A 16,903-nucleotide genomic window follows, 5' to 3' on the forward strand; every position below is an offset into this window, starting at 1 on the left:
CTTATCTGACCCACGTGCTCATCGGCACTAGGTCTGTTCAGCATCACTCTGCCTGGCCGCAGCTACTTCCCTATTATCAGGGGAAGAGGCGGTATGCTCAATATACGAGGTCCGTCATTTCTACACGGGCTCAGCCCTTGTCGTCTGCTACGGTTGAGTTCGTGTAGAAATGACGGACCTGACCCCGGAGTTAGGCAGCAATGAAAAACGGCGCCGCAGCGCCGTTCTGTTTTAGTGGTTGCGGTGCACCGAGAAGTGCGCCAGCTGGAGTAGCGATTCCTTGTAGACGCTGTCCGGCAGGTCGGCAATCGCTTCGGCCGCGCGCCGGGCGGCAATCACGGCCTGTTCGCGCGTGTAGTCCAGCGCGCCGCTACTGGTGATGGCGGCCAGGATGGTGTCGAAGTGCTGCTCGTCGCCCTGTTCGATGCAGGAACGGACCAGCTCGCGCTGTTCGGCCGTGCCGTTTTCCATCAGGTAGATCAGCGGTAGCGTCGGTTTGCCTTCGCGCAGGTCGTCGCCGACGTTTTTGCCGATTTCGCTGGCGTCGCCCGCGTAGTCCAGCACGTCGTCGATGAGCTGGAAGGCGGTGCCCAGCGAGCGGCCGTATTCGCCGGCGGCAGCGATCTGGGCGTCGTTGGCGCCGGCCACCAGGGCACCCAGCTCGGCCGCCGCTTCAAACAGCTTGGCGGTCTTGGAGCGGATCACTTGCAGGTAGCGCTCTTGCGTGACGTCCGGGTCGTGCATGTTCAGCAACTGCAGCACTTCGCCTTCGGCAATCACGTTGGTGGCGTCCGACAGAATCTGCATCACGCGCATATTGTTCAGGCTGACCATCATCTGGAACGCGCGCGAATACAGGAAGTCGCCGACCAGCACCGAGGCGGCGTTGCCGAACAGGGCGTTGGCGGTGGCGCGGCCGCGGCGCAGCGACGATTCGTCGACCACGTCGTCGTGCAGCAGGGTGGCGGTGTGGATGAATTCAACCACGGCAGCCAGTTCGTGGTGGGCGCTGCCCTGGTACGAATAAGCGTTGGCTACCAGCAGCACCAGTACCGGACGGATGCGTTTGCCGCCCGCGCTGATGATGTATTCCGCAATCTGATTAACAAGGCTGACCTCGGAATGCAGGCGTTGACGGATCACCGCGTTGACCGCGTCCATGTCGGCGGCAATGGTGTGGGTGATGTTGTTTTGGGTGGCGTTTGGGTTGGCGGCAGACAAGACGAACCTGTGCAGTTAGACTATTGGTGCCGGGATTATACGCCATGCCCCCGCCTCTAGGGGCGCTAGCCCCTGTTTCGTGCAACTAGATTGTTGTATTGCCAATCATGTCTGGCAGGAAAATTGATTGACATACCACGCTCTCGGCCATTTGTGTATAGTTTTTGACGCAAATTCCGTTCCTGTGTATAATCTGCGGTTCCCCGGTTTCTCCGGGGGATTTTTCCAACATTTGAAGAGGTTTCAAATCATGTACGCGGTCATAAAAACCGGCGGCAAACAATATAAAGTTGCTGCAGGCGAAAAACTCAAAGTAGAACAGATACCGGCAGACATTGGTTCCGAAATCACCATTGACCAAGTCCTCGCCGTTGGCGCGGGCGAAAGCATCAAGTTCGGTGCTCCGCTGGTTGAAGGTGCCAAGGTTCTGGTAACTGTTGTTTCCCACGGTCGTCACGATAAGGTGAAGATCTTCAAGATGCGTCGTCGTAAGCACTACCAGAAGCATCAGGGTCACCGTCAGAACTACACCGAAATCCAAGTTGTTTCGATTAACGCCTAATCGCGTATCGACACTTTTTTAGTCAAGGAGCTTTAGCATGGCACACAAAAAAGGCGGCGGCACTACGCGAAATGGTCGTGACTCAGAATCAAAACGCCTGGGCGTTAAGGTTTACGGCGGCCAAACCATCAATGCAGGCGGCATCATCATTCGTCAACGCGGCACCCCAGTGCGCGCCGGCGAAGGTGTAGGCACCGGCAAAGATCACACCCTGTTCGCTCTGGTGGACGGCGTGGTCAAGTTCGTGAAAAAAGGTGAAGGCTCGAAGCAGTTCGTCACCGTAGTAGCAGCGTAATTTACGCTCCGGCCTACCCGTTAGGCCGTTTGTAAGGCGCAAGCCTTCAATCGAAAGGCTCTGCCCATGGTGGAGCCTTTTAGTTTTATGGCGGTACATTATGAAGTTTATCGACGAAGCAAGAATTGAAGTGATCGGTGGCGACGGCGGCAATGGCTGCTCTTCGTTTTGCCGTGAAAAATTCCGCCCGTTCGGCGGCCCTGACGGCGGCGACGGCGGCAAAGGGGGCTCGATCTGGGCCATAGCGGACCGTAACATCAATACCTTGGTCGATTTCCGCTTCTCCAAAATGCACCGCGCCGGTAACGGCGAAGCGGGCCGTGGCGCTGACTGCTATGGCCGCGGCGCTGACGACATGCACCTGCGCATGCCGCTGGGCACCCTGATTATCGATGACGTCTCCGGCGAAATCCTGGCGGACCTGAGCGAACACGGTCAGCTGGAACTGCTGGCCAAGGGCGGCGAGGGCGGCTGGGGCAACATCCACTTCAAGACCTCGACCAACCGCGCACCGCGCCAGAAGACGCCCGGCAAGGAAGGCGAACACCGCGTCCTGCGCCTGGAACTGAAGGTGCTGGCGGACGTCGGTCTGCTGGGGATGCCGAACGCCGGCAAGTCGACCTTCATTACCGCCGTGTCGAACGCGCGTCCGAAGATCGCTGACTATCCATTTACCACGCTGCACCCGAACCTGGGCGTGGTCCGTGTCTCGCACGAGAAGAGCTTTGTGATCGCCGACATTCCTGGCTTGATCGAAGGCGCTGCCGAAGGTGCGGGCCTGGGCCACCAGTTCCTGCGTCACCTGTCGCGTACCGGCCTGCTGCTGCACATCGTCGACCTGGCGCCGTTCGAGGCGACTGTGGACCCGGTCAAGGAAGCCAAGGCGCTGGTCAATGAACTGAAAAAGTACGACGAAGAGCTGGTCGACAAGCCACGCTGGCTGGTGCTGAACAAGCTGGACATGGTGCCGGAAGAAGAACGCGCCAAGAAGGTCAAGGATTTCATCAAGAAGTTCGGCTTCAAAGGCCCGGTATTCGAGATCTCTGCGCTGAGCCACGACGGCACGCAGGAACTGGTCAACGCCATCCAGAAGCATCTGGAAGAAACCCGTCACGTCGAGCAGCGTGCGGAAGAAACCCATATGACGGAAGAGGCGCGCGCGATTTCGTCGATCGATCCGGACGATCCGCGCTTCAAGATCATCGACTAAGTACTCGACTCCCCACCGCATCACCGGCATAATCAGTTATCAGCTGATTATGCCTTTCCATCTCGGCGCCCGTTCTGCCCACCGCAGGGCCGGCGACTGTTAGCGGCAAAGCAGGGCAACCAGCCCGCCAAAATACAGCAGATCCCCCTCCCGCTTGTTTTGAGAATGTTGTCGCACCCATGAATTCCGTCATACAAAAATCACACCGCATCATCATCAAGGTTGGATCATCGCTGGTCACCAATGATGGCCGCGGACTCGATCACGCTGCCATCGCGCGCTGGGCCGCGCAGATCGCAGGCCTGCGCGCATTGGGCAAGCAGGTTGTACTGGTATCGTCCGGCGCAATTGCCGAGGGCATGCTGCGCCTGGGCTTTGAAGCCCGCCCCACCGATATCCACGAACTGCAAGCCTGCGCCGCCGTGGGCCAGATGGGCCTCGCGCAGATTTATGAAACCAGCTTCCGCGCGCATGGACTGGGTACGGCGCAGGTGCTGCTCACGCACGCCGACCTGGCCGACCGCGAACGCTATCTGAATGCGCGTTCGACGCTGACTACCTTGCTGCGGCTGGGGATCGTCCCGATCATCAACGAGAACGATACGGTGGTTACCGACGAGATCAAGTTCGGCGACAATGATACGCTGGGCGCACTGGTGGCCAACCTGATCGAGGCTGATGCGCTGATTATCCTCACTGACCAGAAAGGCCTGTACAGCGCCGATCCGCGCAAAGATCCATCGGCGGTGCTGATCCAGCAGGGCCGCGCGGGCGATCCGGCACTCGAGGCGATGGCTGGTGGTGCCGGCAGCAGCCTGGGACGCGGCGGCATGCTGACCAAGATCCTGGCAGCCAAGCGCGCCGCCAAATCAGGCGCGCACACGATCATCGCTTATGGCCGCGAGAATGACGTGCTGGCGCGTCTGGCCGCCGGCGAATCGATCGGTACCGAATTGGCGGCGCAGACCGGCCACCTGACCGCGCGCAAGCAGTGGATGGCGGATCATCTGCATACCGTCGGCCAGGTAGTGCTGGACGCGGGCGCAGTGCAGAAGCTGACGGGCGAAGGCAAGTCGCTGCTGCCCATCGGCGTGACGGATGTGAAAGGCGAGTTTGGCCGCGGCGCCGTCATCACCTGCGTGAATTCGGACGGCATCGCGGTCGCGCGCGGCCTGTCAAACTACACCAGCGCCGAAACCCGCCGCATCATGCGCAAGCCTTCGAGCGAGATCGAATCCATCCTTGGCTTCGTCGAAGGCAAGGAACTGATCCACCGCGATAACCTGGTATTGGTTTAAGCGCCTGCTGGCGCGGGCGTTTTGCTGCGGTAGTCGCACAGGTCGACCTGGATGCAATTCCAGCATTCGGGCTTGCGCGCCTTGCAGGTGTAGCGGCCGTGCAGGATCAGCCAGTGGTGGGCGTCCTGCAGGAATTCTTTCGGTACGAATTTCAGCAGCTTCTGTTCGACGATGTCGACGTTCTTGCCCGGCGCCAGGCCGGTGCGGTTGGACACGCGGAAGATGTGGGTGTCCACCGCCATCGTGGGCTGGCCAAACGCTGTATTCAGCACCACGTTGGCGGTTTTGCGGCCCACCCCCGGCAGGGCTTCCAGCGATTCTCTATCCTGCGGCACTTCGCCGCCATGCAGCTCGACCAGCATCTGGCACGTCGCCATCACGTTCTTGGCCTTGGTTTTGTACAGGCCGATGGTGCGGATGTATTCGGTCAGTTCTTCCAGTCCCAGATCCAGTATCGCCTGCGGTGTGTTCGCCACCGGATACAGCTTGCGCGTGGCTTTGTTGACGCCGACGTCGGTCGCCTGCGCCGACAGCAGCACGGCGATCAGCAGTTCGAACGGCGTGGTGTATGCAAGTTCAGTTTCTGGTTTTGGGTTGGCGGCGCGGAAGCGCACAAACATTTCGTAGCGTTTGGCTGCGTTCATTTGTTCTCGGATTCTTTCTTGAGGCGCGCGCGTTCCATGGCGGCGGCGATGATGGCGCGTTTGCGTTCCAGCGCGGCGGCCGATTCGGCATCCGCAGGATCGATGGCATTCACTTTCTCCATCTTGGACTTGGCCTTTTCGGCCAGGCGCGCATCGTTTTCCTGCTTGTCGCGCTGGAGGCGCATGGTGCGGAAGTCGTGGCGCTCGCGCGCGGCGTCGGCGTCGGCTTGCGTCCACGCGTCCCAGCCCGTGGTGTCAGTGACCGGGTACATGACGATGCAATCGACCGGGCAGGGCGAGACGCACAGGTCGCAGCCGGTGCACAGCGACGGCACCACGGTGTGCATCAACTTGCCCGCGCCGATGATGGCGTCCACCGGGCAGGCCTGGATGCACAGCGTGCAGCCGATGCACAGCGATTCGTCGATGTAGGCGACCGCGCGCGGCCGCTCCAGTCCATTTACGGGATTTAGCGGAATCACCTTGCGGCCGGTGACGGACGACAGGCGCGCTATGCCTTCGGCGCCTCCTGGCGGGCACTGGTTGATCTCGGCCGTGCCGGCGGCAATGGCTTGCGCATACGGGCGGCAGCCGTCAAAGCCGCATTTGGTGCATTGCGTCTGCGGCAGGGCATCTTCGATGCGGTCGGCAAGGGATGGGGAGGTGGGCACGGCTTGGCGGATGGCGATAAAACGCCATTATAGTAAAACGCCCCGTTGAACGGGGCGTAAGACCATGTTATCAGCCGTGTTTCTTGATGAACTCGGTGATCTGCGGGCACACCATCTGGCGCCAGCGGCGGCCGGAGAAGATGCCGTAGTGGCCGGCGCCTTGCACCACCAGGTCCTGCTGCTTGTCGGCCGGGATGCCGGTGCACAGGTCGTGCGCGGCCTGGGTCTGGCCGGCGCCGGAGATGTCATCCAGCTCGCCTTCGACGGTGAACAGGGCCACGCTCTGGATGTCCTGCGGGCGCACCAGCTTGCCGCCCACCAGCCATTCGCCTTTCGGCAGCGCGTGGTCCTGGAACACGGTCTTGATGGTGTCCAGGTAGTACTCGGCAGGCATGTCGAGCACGGCGTTGTATTCGTCGTAGAACTTGCGGTGCGATTCTGCGGTTTCCTCGTCGCCTTCCACCAGGTGGTTGTAGAAGTCGCGGTGGCTCTGCGCGTGGCGGCCCGGGTTCATGGCGATAAAGCCGGCGTGCTGCAGGAAGCCTGGATAGACCTTGCGGCCAAAGCCCGGGTAGTTCGGCGGCACCGAGTAGATCACGGTGTTTTCAAACCACGAGAACTTCTTCTCGGTGGCCAGGTTGTTGACTTGCGTTGGCGAGCGGCGTGGATCGATCGGGCCGCCCATCATGGTCATGGTCTTCGGCAGCTTGGGATCATTGTCGCTGGCCATCAGCGCGATGGCGGCCAGCACCGGCACGGTCGGCTGGCACACGGAAATCACGTGGACGTCCGGTCCCAGTTGGCGGATGAAGTCCTGCACGTAGTAGATGTAGTCGTCCAGGTGGAACGGACCTTCCGACATCGGCACCATGCGGGCATCGGTCCAGTCGGTGATGTAGACGTCGTGGTCGACGATCAGGCCGCGCACGGTATCGCGCAGCAGCGTCGAGTGGTGGCCGGACAGCGGCGCCACCAGCAGCACGGTCGGCTGTTTGAGTGCCTTGAACTTTTTATCGTCCAGGTCTTTTTTAAAGTGGATCAGGCGGCAGAACGGTTTGTTCACGGCCACGTGTTCGATGATGCCGACGGTTGCACCCTTGATTTCGGTGCTGTCGATTTCAAATGCTGGTTTCTCGTAGTCCTTGCCCAGGCGGTACATCAGTTCGTAGCCGGCAGCGATGCGCTGCGAGAACGGCGTATGGGCGAATGGCGATACCGGATTGGTGAACAGTTTCGAAGAAGCGTCCGCCCACTGCATCAGTGGCGTGAGGAAGGAACGCTGCATTTCATGGAGTTGGTAGAGCATAAGGCATCCCGGTGGTGAGCTTGGTGCGATGCACCAATAGCTGACATCATAAGCCAAATTATAAGAGCTGTGGCCGTGTCGTTAAAGCATTTCCTTGTGCTGATTGGCAAGACTACGTGGAATCCACAGGCAATCTTGTAAGAAAGAATAATACTGGTTTGGGCATAAAAAAAGCAGCGTTCCCGCTGCTTTTTTGTAGGACAGTTGCTTGTCGTTCAGTCGAAGACTGGCGTTTCCACGCCCAGCACTTTGTGCAGCTTCGGCGAGGTGGTGGTGTACTGCATGTGGATCTTCTTGTCCGGGAAGATGTATGGGGCGGCGCCAAAGGCGGCCAGCGCCGCTTCGTGGAAGCCGGACAGGATCAGTTTTTTCTTGCCTGGGTAGGTGTTGATGTCGCCCACCGCAAAGATGCCCGGGACGTTGGTCTCGAACTTCTCGGTGTTCTGCACTTTCAGCTGGCGGCGCTCGATGTCCAGGCCCCATTCAGCGATCGGGCCCAGTTTTGGCGACAGGCCGTAGAACACCAGCAGCATGTCCAGCGGCACGCGGCGGGTGACGCCGTCGGCAGCGGTAACCTTCAGGTGCTCCAGCTTGCCATCTTCCGAGGTTTCAAAGCCGGTGGCGGTGCCAACCAGCAGCTGCATTTCGTAGTCGTCGCACAGCGCTTTCATCTTCGCGACCGAGGCTGGCGCGGCGCGGAAATCTTCGCGGCGGTGCAGCAGCACGACCGACTCCGCTTTGCCGACGAAGTTCAGGGCCCAGTCCAGTGCGGAGTCGCCGCCGCCGCAGATGACCAGGTTCTTGCCTTCGAACTGCGCCGGGTCCTTGACCTTGTAGTGCAGCTGGCTGCCTTCGAAGACTTCGATACCGTCGACTTTCAGCGTACGGGCCTGGAACGAACCGACGCCGGCGGCGATGAAGATGGTCTTGGTGATGAACTTGGTGCCGAGCGTAGTTTCGACGTCGAAGCGGCCGTCGTCGCGGCGCTCGACCTTGGTCACTTCCTGGCCCAGGTGGAAGGTCGGCTCGAACGGCTCGATCTGCTTGAGCAGGTTGTCGGTCAGTTCCTGGCCGGTGCACGATGGCACCGCCGGGATGTCGTAAATTGGTTTGTCAGGATACAGTTCCACGCACTGTCCACCCACCGCGTTCAGCGAATCGATCACGTGGGCTTTGATTTCCAGCAGGCCGAGTTCGAAGACCTGGAACAGGCCGACCGGGCCGGCGCCAATGATGACGGCATCGGCTTCGATGACGCCAGTAGGTGTAACGGTACTATTCATACGTGGGTTTCCTGTGATTTCAGTGTGGCAGCAGCGCTTTACTCAGCTTAGCGTACCAGCAGGTGCAGTTTTTCTTTGACGTCCTTGAACTGGTCCGCTTCCGCCATCGGAGCGACCGTCTTGGTGATCGAAGGCCATTTACGTGCCAGGTCAACGTTGATCTTGATGAACTGCTGTTGATCGCCTGGGACATCTTCTTCTGCGTAAATCGCGTTCACTGGGCATTCGGCAACGCAGACTGCGCAGTCGATGCACTCGTCAGGATCGATGGCGAGGAAGTTTGGGCCTTGGCGGAAACAATCTACCGGGCAAACATCGACGCAGTCCGTGTAACGGCAGCTGATGCAAGATTCGGTGACAACGTGGGTCATAACAGTCCTATCAATGTTGGTGTGCAGCGGCGTCGGCGGCGGGGCGGTGCCTGGCTAACCTCGGCAAAGCACTGTATTTTAAGGTAATTCGCTATTTCTCACAAACAGCGCTTATATACAATACATATAAGCAAATTCATTCGGGGAAAGCGAAACACTTCCTCAACCCCCTTGTAAACTGGCGCGCCACGGACGCAACTGGCATCATTGCGCCTTTGTTTATTTTGAGCAGAGGGGAGCCGCATGGCCGACATCAACATCGTTCAGGAGCATCACCTGGCGCCGGAGCAGGCCCGCGCGGCCGCCCAGCAAGTGGCCGACAAGCTGGCCGAACAATTCGAACTGACTTGCCGCTGGGACGGCGACGTGCTGCGTTTCGAGCGTAGCGGCGTCAATGGCGCGCTGACCTTGCGGCCCAACCAGGCCCAGTTGCAGATCGCTTTGGGCTTCCCGATCAGCATGATGGCGGCAGCGGTGGAGGCCAAGGTGACGGAGAAAATGCGTCAGCTATTTGTTGCTTAAATAAAATTATAGTTGTTGTTTGCAAAATTTAATTGCAAGCATGCATGGACCGTGTGATAATCGTTTCCAATCGATGTCATTCTTTTACTAACTGAAGGAATTCCCATGCGTTCCATGCTTGCTGTTTCTGCTGTTGTTGCTGCTGCTTTCACTGTTCCAGCCTCGGCCGCCGTGATCGACCTGTCCACGCTGAACCTGGCGGGCAGCGCCGCGCTGGTGGGCAACCAGCTGCAACTGACCAATACCACCAGCCAGTCGGGCGCCGGCTGGGTCAAGAATTCCATCTCGACTTCGCAATCGTTCAGCACCAGCTTCTCGTTCTCGCTGCTGGGGAACGATAGCGGCAAAATGGCGGACGGTATCGCGCTGGCGTTCCAGAATGCCGGCAACAACGTCACCGGCAATGGCGGCGGCGATGTCGGTTACTGGAATATCGGCGGCTCGGGTTCGAGCGCAGTGGGTTCGGTGATCCGCAGCTGGCATAACAATGACTACGGCCTGAGCACCAACGGCGTGGTGCAAGGCCTGAAGACTGGCCCGTTCAACCTGGGCGCGTCGAACAATGTGACCGGCACCGAGACCGTGAGCTACAACGCCACCACCCATGTGCTGACCCTGAGCGGCAACTTCCTGGACGGCAGCACCAACACCTCGTACAGCATCAGCGACAGCAAGGTAGTGGACCTGAGCGCCAAGTTCGGCAGCAGCATGTATATCGGCTTCACTGGCGGCACTGGCGGCACCGACGCCGACCAGCGCATCACCGCATTCAGCATTTCGGCTGTACCTGAGCCGGAAACCTATGCCATGCTGCTGGCCGGCCTGGGCATCATGGGCCTGCTGGCGCGTCGCCGCAAAGCCTGCTAAATCATCTGCACCAAAACAAAAGGCCCTTTAAATTTAAAGGGCCTTTTTTTATGACGTCAGATTGATTACTTCAGATCTTCGATCAGGTCGATGTACAGCTGTTTTGCTTCGTCCTGGGTTTTGCCTTTGAGCTCAGCCCATGCATCGTATTTGGCGCGGCCGACGAAGTCGGTCATGCCGGGACGGTCGCCGGTGGCGTCGCCGCTGGACGCCTGTTTGAACAGCGCGTAGATCTTCAGCAGGGTCATGTTGTCTGGACGCTCTGGCAGATTTTTCGAGTCCGCCTGGGCCTGGTCAAATTGTTCTTGCAAACTCATACCGCGCTCCTTGGTGTAATAGATTGATGCGCCATCATAACCGCAGCTGACATCAAAACCGCTAGAGGACGCGCTCCAAAACAGAACGGCGGCTCATTCAGGACCAAGCCTGCATGAACCGCCGTTGCCGATGCCCTAGACAGGCACTGCGTAAAACTCCGGAAGAATTACTTCTTCTTGGTCGGGTTGACTGCCGATTTCAGCGTGGCGCCAGCCGAGAATTTCGGGGTTTTCGACGCGGCGATCTTGATCGCTTCGCCGGTTGCAGGATTGCGGCCTTTACGTGCAGCGCGCTTGGCTACGGAGAAGGTGCCGAAGCCGGTGATGCCTACCGAGTCGCCTTTTTTCAGACGCTCAGTGATGATGGCGATCAGAGTGTTCACTGCGCCGTTGGCGGCAGCAGCGGACAGCTCGGTGCGTTTCGCAAATTCTGCAATCAGTTCGCCTTTTTTCATTACTACCTCCTTGGTTATTGGAGCGCGCAGATTAGCATAAATATTGTTAAAAGTAATGGTTTCTGTATGAAGTAAGCCTTATATTTATTGTCTCGCTGCGTTGCAGCGCAAATAAAGCCTTGTATTTAAAGGGCTTACGTCATTTCTGCAATCCAGCATCATGAGGAAAAAAAGGTTTATGATGAACGTCTAAAGGACGGGATCATGAGCTTTTCAGACGAGACACTGATCGCATACGCCGATGGCGAACTGGACGAGACTACCCGTCTTGCGGTGGAGGCTGCCATGCGCCAGGACAGCAACCTGGCGCGCCGCGTCGCCCGTTTGCGCGCCGCGCGCGATGAGGGCGTGTACGCCGATCAGCACAATCCTGCCGGCCGGCGCGCGCGCGTCGGCGCGCAAGTCAATGCCAAGGTGGTGCAGCTGTCGGCGGTGCGCGCGCAGCGCCTGGCCTCGCAGCAGGCGGCGCGCAAGGCCGCGCGCCGGCACTGGAGCTGGCTGGAATGGAGCGCCCTGGCGCTGGTGATGGTGCTGGGTCTGGCCGCGGGCAAGTTTGGTTTGTCTCACTGGCAGCCGAACTGGTTTGGCGATCCGGCGCCGGCGCCAACGGAAGTGGTGAGCCGCAATGGCTTGCTGGTGGCGCAGGGCAGGCTGGCCATCGCGCTGAGTCAGCAGCTCGGCGGTGCGGCGCCATCGGATGGCGAAGTGCGCGTGGGATTGAGCTTCTTGTCGAATGAGGGCAGCTACTGCCGCAGCTTTACGCTGGTGGGCATGGCGCAGGATCTGGTGGGGATTGCTTGCCGCGCCAGCGAAGAGTGGCGCATACCGGTGCTGGTGCAGAATCCGCGGCCGCTGCCGGCGATGGGCAATTACCGCATGGCGGGGACGGAGATGCCGACGGCGCTGCTGGAAGCGATCGACCAGCGCATCGTCGGCGGCATGCTCGACACGCGGGCCGAACTGGAAGCGCTGCGCAGGAACTGGCAGCGCTAAGCCTGAATTAAACGCCCAGCAGTTCGACGTCAAAGATCAGCGTTGCGTTTGGCGGAATTACGCCGCCGGCGCCGCGCGAGCCGTAGCCCAGGTCTGCTGGAATAATCAGCTGGCGGGCGCCGCCGATCTTCATGCCTTGCACGCCTTCGTCCCAGCCGCGGATGACCATGCCGGCGCCCAGTGCGAATTCAAACGGATCGTTGCGGTCTTTGCTCGAATCGAATTTCGGGCCTTTGCTGCCGTCGTCGTTTTGCAGCCAGCCGGTGTAGTGCACGGTGACGTTCTGGCCGGCTTTGGCTTCAGCGCCTTCGCCCACGGTCAGTTCGATGTATTGCAGACCGGATGGAGTGGTGATGGTGGACATGATCTTCCTTTCATTAGAAACAGGCCCGAATTGTAGCAGGGGCACAGGTTTGCACGTAAAATAAGGTTTTGCTCTTCTAAGCGATTTTTCATGCTCCGCAGTTTCCGCCGTATCGTCCTTTCCTGCGCCTTGCTGGCTGTTGGCAGCGCCCAGGCCAATGTCGTGGTTGTCCTGAATTCCCGTGACGCCACCATACAGTTGCTGGACCAGGCGACGTACAAGGATCTCTCCACCATCCCGGTCGGCAAGGAGCCGCACCACCTGATGGCCACGCCGGATAATAAGTCGCTGATTGTTGCCAGCTCGGTTGGGAATGAACTGATCTTCCTTGACCCCAAGTCCGGCCAGGTGCAGCGCACCATCAAAAACATTCTCGATCCTTACCAGATCGGCTTCTCGCCGGACCAGAAGTGGTTTGTCTCGAACTCGCTGCGTCTCGACCGCGTCGACCTGTATCAATATGACGGCTCGTCCATGACGCTGGCCAAGCGCATTCCGCTGCCCAAGCTGCCGAGCCACATGGCGTTCAATGCCGCCAGCAATATGGTGTTCATTACCCAGCAGGGCAGCGACCAGGTCAGCGCGATTGACCTGAGCACGCAGACCTTGAAGTGGACGCTCCCGGTCGGCAAGCTGCCGGCGGGGATCGCGATGACACCGGATGACAAATATCTGCTGGTCGGCATCATGGGTGCGGATTATGTCGAAGTCATCGACTGGAAGGCGCAGAAGACCGTCAAGCGCATCAAGACCGGCCAGGGCGCGCACAACTTCCGCTCGGCGGGCGATGGACGCTACACCTATGTGTCCAACCGGGTGTCCAACTCGATTAACATCATCGATCAGAAGACACTGGAAAACGTCGGCCAGATCAATGTGCCCGGCGGCCCGGACTGCATGGAAGTGACCGACGACGGCAAGACCATGTGGGTCACGCTGCGCTGGATTAAAAAGGTGGCGGTGATTGACCTGCCAACGCGCAAGGTGGTCAAGCTGATCCCCGTAGGCCGCTCGCCGCACGGTGTGTTCTTCTTCAACTCCGCCCAGCGCTGATGAAATTTACCGCCGCCCTGACCCTGTTAGCGCTGGCGGTGACGCCCGCTGCGCCCGCCGCCGCGCACTGCAAAGGCACGGTCTATCTCACCTTTGATACCGGCAGCCAGTCGCAGGCCGAGCTGATTGCCGATACGCTCAAGCGCCATCACATCCAGGCCAGCTTCTTCCTGGCCAACGAAAAAACCGTGCGCGGCGATTATTCGCTGGACCCGGCCTGGTCGGCGTTCTGGAAAGCGCGCGTGGCCGAAGGCCATGTGATCGGCTCGCACACCTTCGACCACGCCGTGTTCGTGCGCGATGGCGCGGACGGCCAACTGGTCTTCAAGCCCGGCTTTGGCGAGTCGGCCGGCAAGCAGGTCAGCTGGAGCGCCAGGCAGTACTGCGAACAGCTCCAGCGCGTTGACCAGCGCTTTGTCGAACTGACCGGCAGGCATCTCGATCCCGTGTGGCGCGCACCGGCCGGACGCACCTCGCCACGCCTGCTGGAGGCGGGCAGGGCTTGCGGCTACGCGCATGTGGGCTGGACGCCGGCGGGATTCTCGGGCGATGAACTGTCGAGCGAAAAGTATCCGAATACGGTACTTCTGCAAAAGTCGTTGCGCATGCTGAAGGGCGGCGATATCGTGCTGATCCACATGGGCATCTGGTCGCGCAAAGATCCGTGGGCGCCGGCCAATCTGGAGCCCCTGATTAGCGGTCTGGAGCAAAAAGGCATGTGCTTCGCGACCCTGCGCGAGCATCCCGATTACGCAAGCGTGTTTAAAAAATGATGCAAACCCTCTCGGACTGGCTGGGCATTGCCCAGGGCTGGTTGTTTGAAACCGTGGTCCAGCCGCTGGTGTTCCAGCTCGGCCTGGGCGAATTTATCGAAGACGCTTTCGAAGGCACGGAATGGCTGCTGATCGGCGTACTGGAACTGGCGCTGCTGTTCCTGGTGCTGCGGCCGCTGGAAGCGATGCTCCCGGCGCAGAAGATCACCGATCCGCGCGCGCGCTGGAACGACTTTCTCTATACCGTGCTGCACCGCGTGGGCGTGTTCTCGGTGCTGATCTTCTTCACGCTCGATCCGCTCATGGATGGCGTGGCCGCCGCGTTGCGCTTTGACGGCTTCCATCCGTTCAACCTGGAAGCGCTGTGGCCGGGCATCAGTCCGCTGGGCGCGTTCTTCGTGTATTTCGTGGTGCTGGATTTCTTTGATTACTGGTATCACCGCTCCTCGCACAAGTTCAACTGGTGGTGGGGGCTGCACGGCCTGCACCACAGCCAGCAGAACCTGAACTTGTGGAGCGACAACCGCAACCACATCCTGGACGACCTGCTGCGTGACGTCTACATGGGCGTTATCGCACTGTGCATTGGCGTGGAGCCGGCACAATATGTGATCCTGGTGTCGGTGTCACGCATCCTGCAAAGCCTGCAGCATGCCAACGTGCGTCTGCACTTTGGCTGGCTGGGCGAGCGCCTGCTGGTGTCGCCGCGCTACCATCGCATGCATCATGCGATTGGCGTTGGTCATGAAAATCATGATGGCAAACTGGGCGGCTGCAACTTTGCCGTGCTGCTGCCAATCTGGGACATTGTGTTCCGCACCGCGAACTTCAGGCCGGAATTTGTCGCCACCGGCATCCGCGACCAGCTGCCCGGCACGGGCGCCGACGGCGTGGTCATGCCGGGCCGCGATTATGGCCGCGGCTTCTGGTCGCAGCAGTGGCTGGGATTGAAACGCATGGTTGAATATGCACGCAAGGAGGTGGTTTGATGGTGGGTGTTGTACGCGCATGGGGCCGCGCCTTCCTGTCCCAATGGCACGGCAAGATGCTGCTGATGAGCGTTGCGCCCTTCCTGCTGGCGCTGGGCGTCTGGGCGGTGGCGCTGTATTTCTATCTGCAGCCGCTGATTGATTATGTGCAGGCGCAGTTCGTGGAATATAACGGCTTCAGCTACAGCAGCAGCTGGCTGACTTCGCTCGGCCTGGGCACCTTGAAAACAGTGGTGGTGCCCTTGATCGCGATGCTGGCCCTGCTGCCCTTGATGATCCTGACGTCGCTGATCTTCATTGGCGTGGTGGCCATGCCCATCATCGGCCGCCATGTCGGCCTGCGCCATTATCCGCAGCTGGAACAGCGCAAGGGCGGTTCCATCCTGGGCAGTGTAGGCGTGGCGCTGGGTGGCATGCTGATCTTTATGGGTTTGTGGGTACTCACCTTGCCGCTGTACTTCTTCCCGCCGCTGGCGGTGGTGGTGCAGGCGCTGCTGTGGGGCTGGCTCACCTGCCGCGTGATGGTGTATGACACGCTGGCCGACTACGCCAGCCGCGACGAGCGCCACCAGATCCTGGCCGAACACCGCTGGCGCCTGCTGGCGATTGGCGTGGTTTCCGGCGCGGCCGGTGCGCTGCCCGGCGCGATCTGGCTGGGCGGCGTGATGGCGGTGGTGATGTTCCCGTTCCTGGCTGCGCTGTCGATCTGGCTGTACGTACTGATTTTTATCTTTACCGGTTTGTGGTTCGCGTACTATTGCATGGATGCGCTGGCGCAGTTGCGCGCGCAAGAAGTCATTTCTAAGGAGTAGGCATGGCAATCGGACTCATTATTATTGGCGATGAAATCCTGTCGGGCCGGCGCGTCGACCAGCACTTCCCCAAGGTGCTGCAAATGCTGACCGCGCGTGGCCTGCAACTGACCTGGGCCGAGATTCTGCCGGATGATCCGGTCCGCATCACCGATACGCTGAAACGCACCTTCGCCAGCGATGACATCGTTTTCTGCTGCGGCGGCATCGGCGCCACGCCGGACGATCACACGCGCCAGGCCGCCGCCGACGCGCTGGGCCTGCCGCTGGTACTGCATGAACAGGGCAAGCTCAACATCCAGCAGCGCATCGTGCAGATGGCGCAGGAAGCGGGGCAGACGGCCGACCTGAATTCGGCGGAAAACCTGCACCGCCTGAAGATGGCCGAGTTTGCCGAAGGCGCGGCGCTGGTGCCTAACCCGTACAACAATATCGCCGGCTTTGCGCTGCGCAAGCATTACTTTGTGCCGGGCTTCCCGGTCATGGCCTGGCCCATGATTGAATGGGTGCTGGATAATCACTACGCCGACCTGTTCAACCGCGAGCCGCGGCTGGAGCAGTCGGTGCTGGTGTACGAAACGGCGGAGTCGGCGCTGACGCCGCTGATGGTGGCGCTGGAAAAACAATACCCGCGTGTCAAAGTATTCAGCCTGCCCAGCGTGGGCGATGCCAACACGCGCCGCCATATCGAGCTTGGCGTCAAAGGCGAACCGGTGCAGACGGCCACCGCGTTTATCCAATTGTGCGACGAGCTGCGCAAGCTCAATGTAGAGTTCAGCAACATTTAGTGCGCGCTGTTAATCTGATCTAGTGCAGCGGCGTTCTTTCTTGCGGGAGAACGCCGTTGTTTTTTTGCGAAAAAATAACGGCGCAGTAAAATTATTGTGCGTCTGCTCC

The 16,903-nt window shown here is 59.9% G+C and carries 21 protein-coding genes; 12 read left to right on the forward strand and 9 right to left on the reverse strand.

Going from position 1 to position 16,903, the window contains the following annotated elements; all coding sequences use genetic code 11:
• Positions 1 to 231 precede the first annotated feature (231 nt).
• Entirely contained in the window at positions 232 to 1,221 is a 990-nt protein-coding gene (ispB, locus tag GTP58_RS26930) for an octaprenyl diphosphate synthase (protein ID WP_072784894.1), read from the reverse strand.
• 250 nt (positions 1,222 to 1,471) lie between these two features.
• Here ispB and rplU point away from each other — a divergent pair, with 250 nt between their 5' ends.
• From rplU to proB, 4 genes are all read left to right on the forward strand, one after another.
• Positions 1,472 to 1,783, forward strand: a complete 312-nt coding sequence (rplU, locus tag GTP58_RS26935) for a 50S ribosomal protein L21 (RefSeq protein ID WP_072784892.1) — start codon at positions 1,472 to 1,474, stop codon at positions 1,781 to 1,783.
• A 37-nt stretch (positions 1,784 to 1,820) separates the two neighbouring features.
• Positions 1,821 to 2,078 carry a 50S ribosomal protein L27 gene (gene rpmA / locus GTP58_RS26940; protein ID WP_072784890.1) on the forward strand — a complete coding sequence of 86 codons (258 nt, stop codon included), beginning with the start codon at positions 1,821 to 1,823 and terminating at the stop codon, positions 2,076 to 2,078.
• A gap of 100 nt (positions 2,079 to 2,178) precedes the next feature.
• Positions 2,179 to 3,288, forward strand: coding sequence for a GTPase ObgE (obgE, locus tag GTP58_RS26945; protein WP_161080099.1), 1,110 nt, complete (start codon positions 2,179 to 2,181; stop codon positions 3,286 to 3,288).
• Between the two features lie 179 nt (positions 3,289 to 3,467).
• On the forward strand, positions 3,468 to 4,586 hold the full coding sequence (gene proB, locus GTP58_RS26950; protein ID WP_161080100.1) for a glutamate 5-kinase: 1,119 nt from the start codon (positions 3,468 to 3,470) through the stop codon (positions 4,584 to 4,586).
• On the opposite strand, the gene nth is transcribed toward proB, so the two are convergent.
• From nth to fdxA, 5 genes are all read right to left on the reverse strand, one after another.
• Positions 4,583 to 5,230 (reverse strand): endonuclease III, encoded by a 648-nt coding sequence (gene nth, locus GTP58_RS26955; protein ID WP_072784883.1) that lies wholly within the window; start codon positions 5,228 to 5,230, stop codon positions 4,583 to 4,585. The two genes, proB and nth, sit on opposite strands and share 4 nt — an antisense overlap.
• Positions 5,227 to 5,901, reverse strand: a complete 675-nt coding sequence (rsxB, locus tag GTP58_RS26960; RefSeq protein WP_161080101.1) for an electron transport complex subunit RsxB — start codon at positions 5,899 to 5,901, stop codon at positions 5,227 to 5,229. The genes nth and rsxB overlap by 4 nt, the downstream gene beginning before the upstream one ends.
• Positions 5,902 to 5,971: 70 nt before the next feature.
• Entirely contained in the window at positions 5,972 to 7,207 is a 1,236-nt protein-coding gene (locus GTP58_RS26965) for a polyhydroxyalkanoate depolymerase (protein ID WP_161080102.1), read from the reverse strand.
• Positions 7,208 to 7,422: 215 nt separating this feature from the next.
• Positions 7,423 to 8,490 carry an NAD(P)/FAD-dependent oxidoreductase gene (locus GTP58_RS26970; protein WP_161080103.1) on the reverse strand — a complete coding sequence of 356 codons (1,068 nt, stop codon included), beginning with the start codon at positions 8,488 to 8,490 and terminating at the stop codon, positions 7,423 to 7,425.
• A 47-nt stretch (positions 8,491 to 8,537) separates the two neighbouring features.
• The gene (gene fdxA / locus GTP58_RS26975; protein WP_161080104.1) at positions 8,538 to 8,861 is read right to left on the reverse strand and encodes a ferredoxin FdxA; all 324 of its coding nucleotides are present in this window, start codon (positions 8,859 to 8,861) and stop codon (positions 8,538 to 8,540) included.
• Positions 8,862 to 9,104: 243 nt separating this feature from the next.
• Between fdxA and GTP58_RS26980 the strand changes: the two genes are divergently transcribed.
• Both GTP58_RS26980 and GTP58_RS26985 read left to right on the forward strand, forming a co-directional pair.
• Entirely contained in the window at positions 9,105 to 9,383 is a 279-nt protein-coding gene (locus GTP58_RS26980) for a polyhydroxyalkanoic acid system family protein (RefSeq protein ID WP_161080105.1), read from the forward strand.
• Between the two features lie 105 nt (positions 9,384 to 9,488).
• Positions 9,489 to 10,250: a PEP-CTERM sorting domain-containing protein gene (locus tag GTP58_RS26985; RefSeq protein WP_161080106.1), complete on the forward strand. Its 762-nt coding sequence runs from the start codon at positions 9,489 to 9,491 to the stop codon at positions 10,248 to 10,250.
• A gap of 65 nt (positions 10,251 to 10,315) precedes the next feature.
• On the opposite strand, the gene GTP58_RS26990 is transcribed toward GTP58_RS26985, so the two are convergent.
• Both GTP58_RS26990 and GTP58_RS26995 read right to left on the reverse strand, forming a co-directional pair.
• The gene (locus GTP58_RS26990; protein WP_072784869.1) at positions 10,316 to 10,567 is read right to left on the reverse strand and encodes an acyl-CoA-binding protein; all 252 of its coding nucleotides are present in this window, start codon (positions 10,565 to 10,567) and stop codon (positions 10,316 to 10,318) included.
• Positions 10,568 to 10,734: 167 nt separating this feature from the next.
• Positions 10,735 to 11,040 carry an HU family DNA-binding protein gene (locus tag GTP58_RS26995; RefSeq protein ID WP_343730338.1) on the reverse strand — a complete coding sequence of 102 codons (306 nt, stop codon included), beginning with the start codon at positions 11,038 to 11,040 and terminating at the stop codon, positions 10,735 to 10,737.
• A 186-nt stretch (positions 11,041 to 11,226) separates the two neighbouring features.
• On the opposite strand from GTP58_RS26995, the gene GTP58_RS27000 reads away from it, so the two are divergent.
• On the forward strand, positions 11,227 to 12,015 hold the full coding sequence (locus tag GTP58_RS27000; protein WP_161080107.1) for a hypothetical protein: 789 nt from the start codon (positions 11,227 to 11,229) through the stop codon (positions 12,013 to 12,015).
• A gap of 7 nt (positions 12,016 to 12,022) precedes the next feature.
• On the opposite strand, the gene GTP58_RS27005 is transcribed toward GTP58_RS27000, so the two are convergent.
• Positions 12,023 to 12,379: an FKBP-type peptidyl-prolyl cis-trans isomerase gene (locus GTP58_RS27005; RefSeq protein WP_072784861.1), complete on the reverse strand. Its 357-nt coding sequence runs from the start codon at positions 12,377 to 12,379 to the stop codon at positions 12,023 to 12,025.
• Between the two features lie 90 nt (positions 12,380 to 12,469).
• Between GTP58_RS27005 and GTP58_RS27010 the strand changes: the two genes are divergently transcribed.
• The 5 genes from GTP58_RS27010 to GTP58_RS27030 are packed head-to-tail and all read left to right on the forward strand — an operon-like array spanning position 12,470 to position 16,794.
• Entirely contained in the window at positions 12,470 to 13,432 is a 963-nt protein-coding gene (locus GTP58_RS27010; RefSeq protein ID WP_161080108.1) for a cytochrome D1 domain-containing protein, read from the forward strand.
• Positions 13,432 to 14,205, forward strand: a complete 774-nt coding sequence (locus tag GTP58_RS27015; RefSeq protein ID WP_161080109.1) for a polysaccharide deacetylase family protein — start codon at positions 13,432 to 13,434, stop codon at positions 14,203 to 14,205. Before GTP58_RS27010 ends, GTP58_RS27015 begins: the two co-directional genes overlap by 1 nt.
• The gene (locus GTP58_RS27020; RefSeq protein ID WP_161080110.1) at positions 14,202 to 15,194 is read left to right on the forward strand and encodes a sterol desaturase family protein; all 993 of its coding nucleotides are present in this window, start codon (positions 14,202 to 14,204) and stop codon (positions 15,192 to 15,194) included. The genes GTP58_RS27015 and GTP58_RS27020 overlap by 4 nt, the downstream gene beginning before the upstream one ends.
• Positions 15,194 to 16,006, forward strand: a complete 813-nt coding sequence (locus tag GTP58_RS27025; RefSeq protein WP_072784852.1) for an EI24 domain-containing protein — start codon at positions 15,194 to 15,196, stop codon at positions 16,004 to 16,006. Before GTP58_RS27020 ends, GTP58_RS27025 begins: the two co-directional genes overlap by 1 nt.
• Positions 16,007 to 16,008: 2 nt before the next feature.
• Positions 16,009 to 16,794, forward strand: a complete 786-nt coding sequence (locus GTP58_RS27030) for a molybdopterin-binding protein (RefSeq protein ID WP_161080111.1) — start codon at positions 16,009 to 16,011, stop codon at positions 16,792 to 16,794.
• Positions 16,795 to 16,903 lie beyond the last annotated feature (109 nt).

It is taken from the genome of Duganella sp. CY15W (assembly GCF_009857555.1).
Taxonomy (GTDB): Bacteria; Pseudomonadota; Gammaproteobacteria; order Burkholderiales; family Burkholderiaceae_D; genus Rugamonas; species Rugamonas sacchari.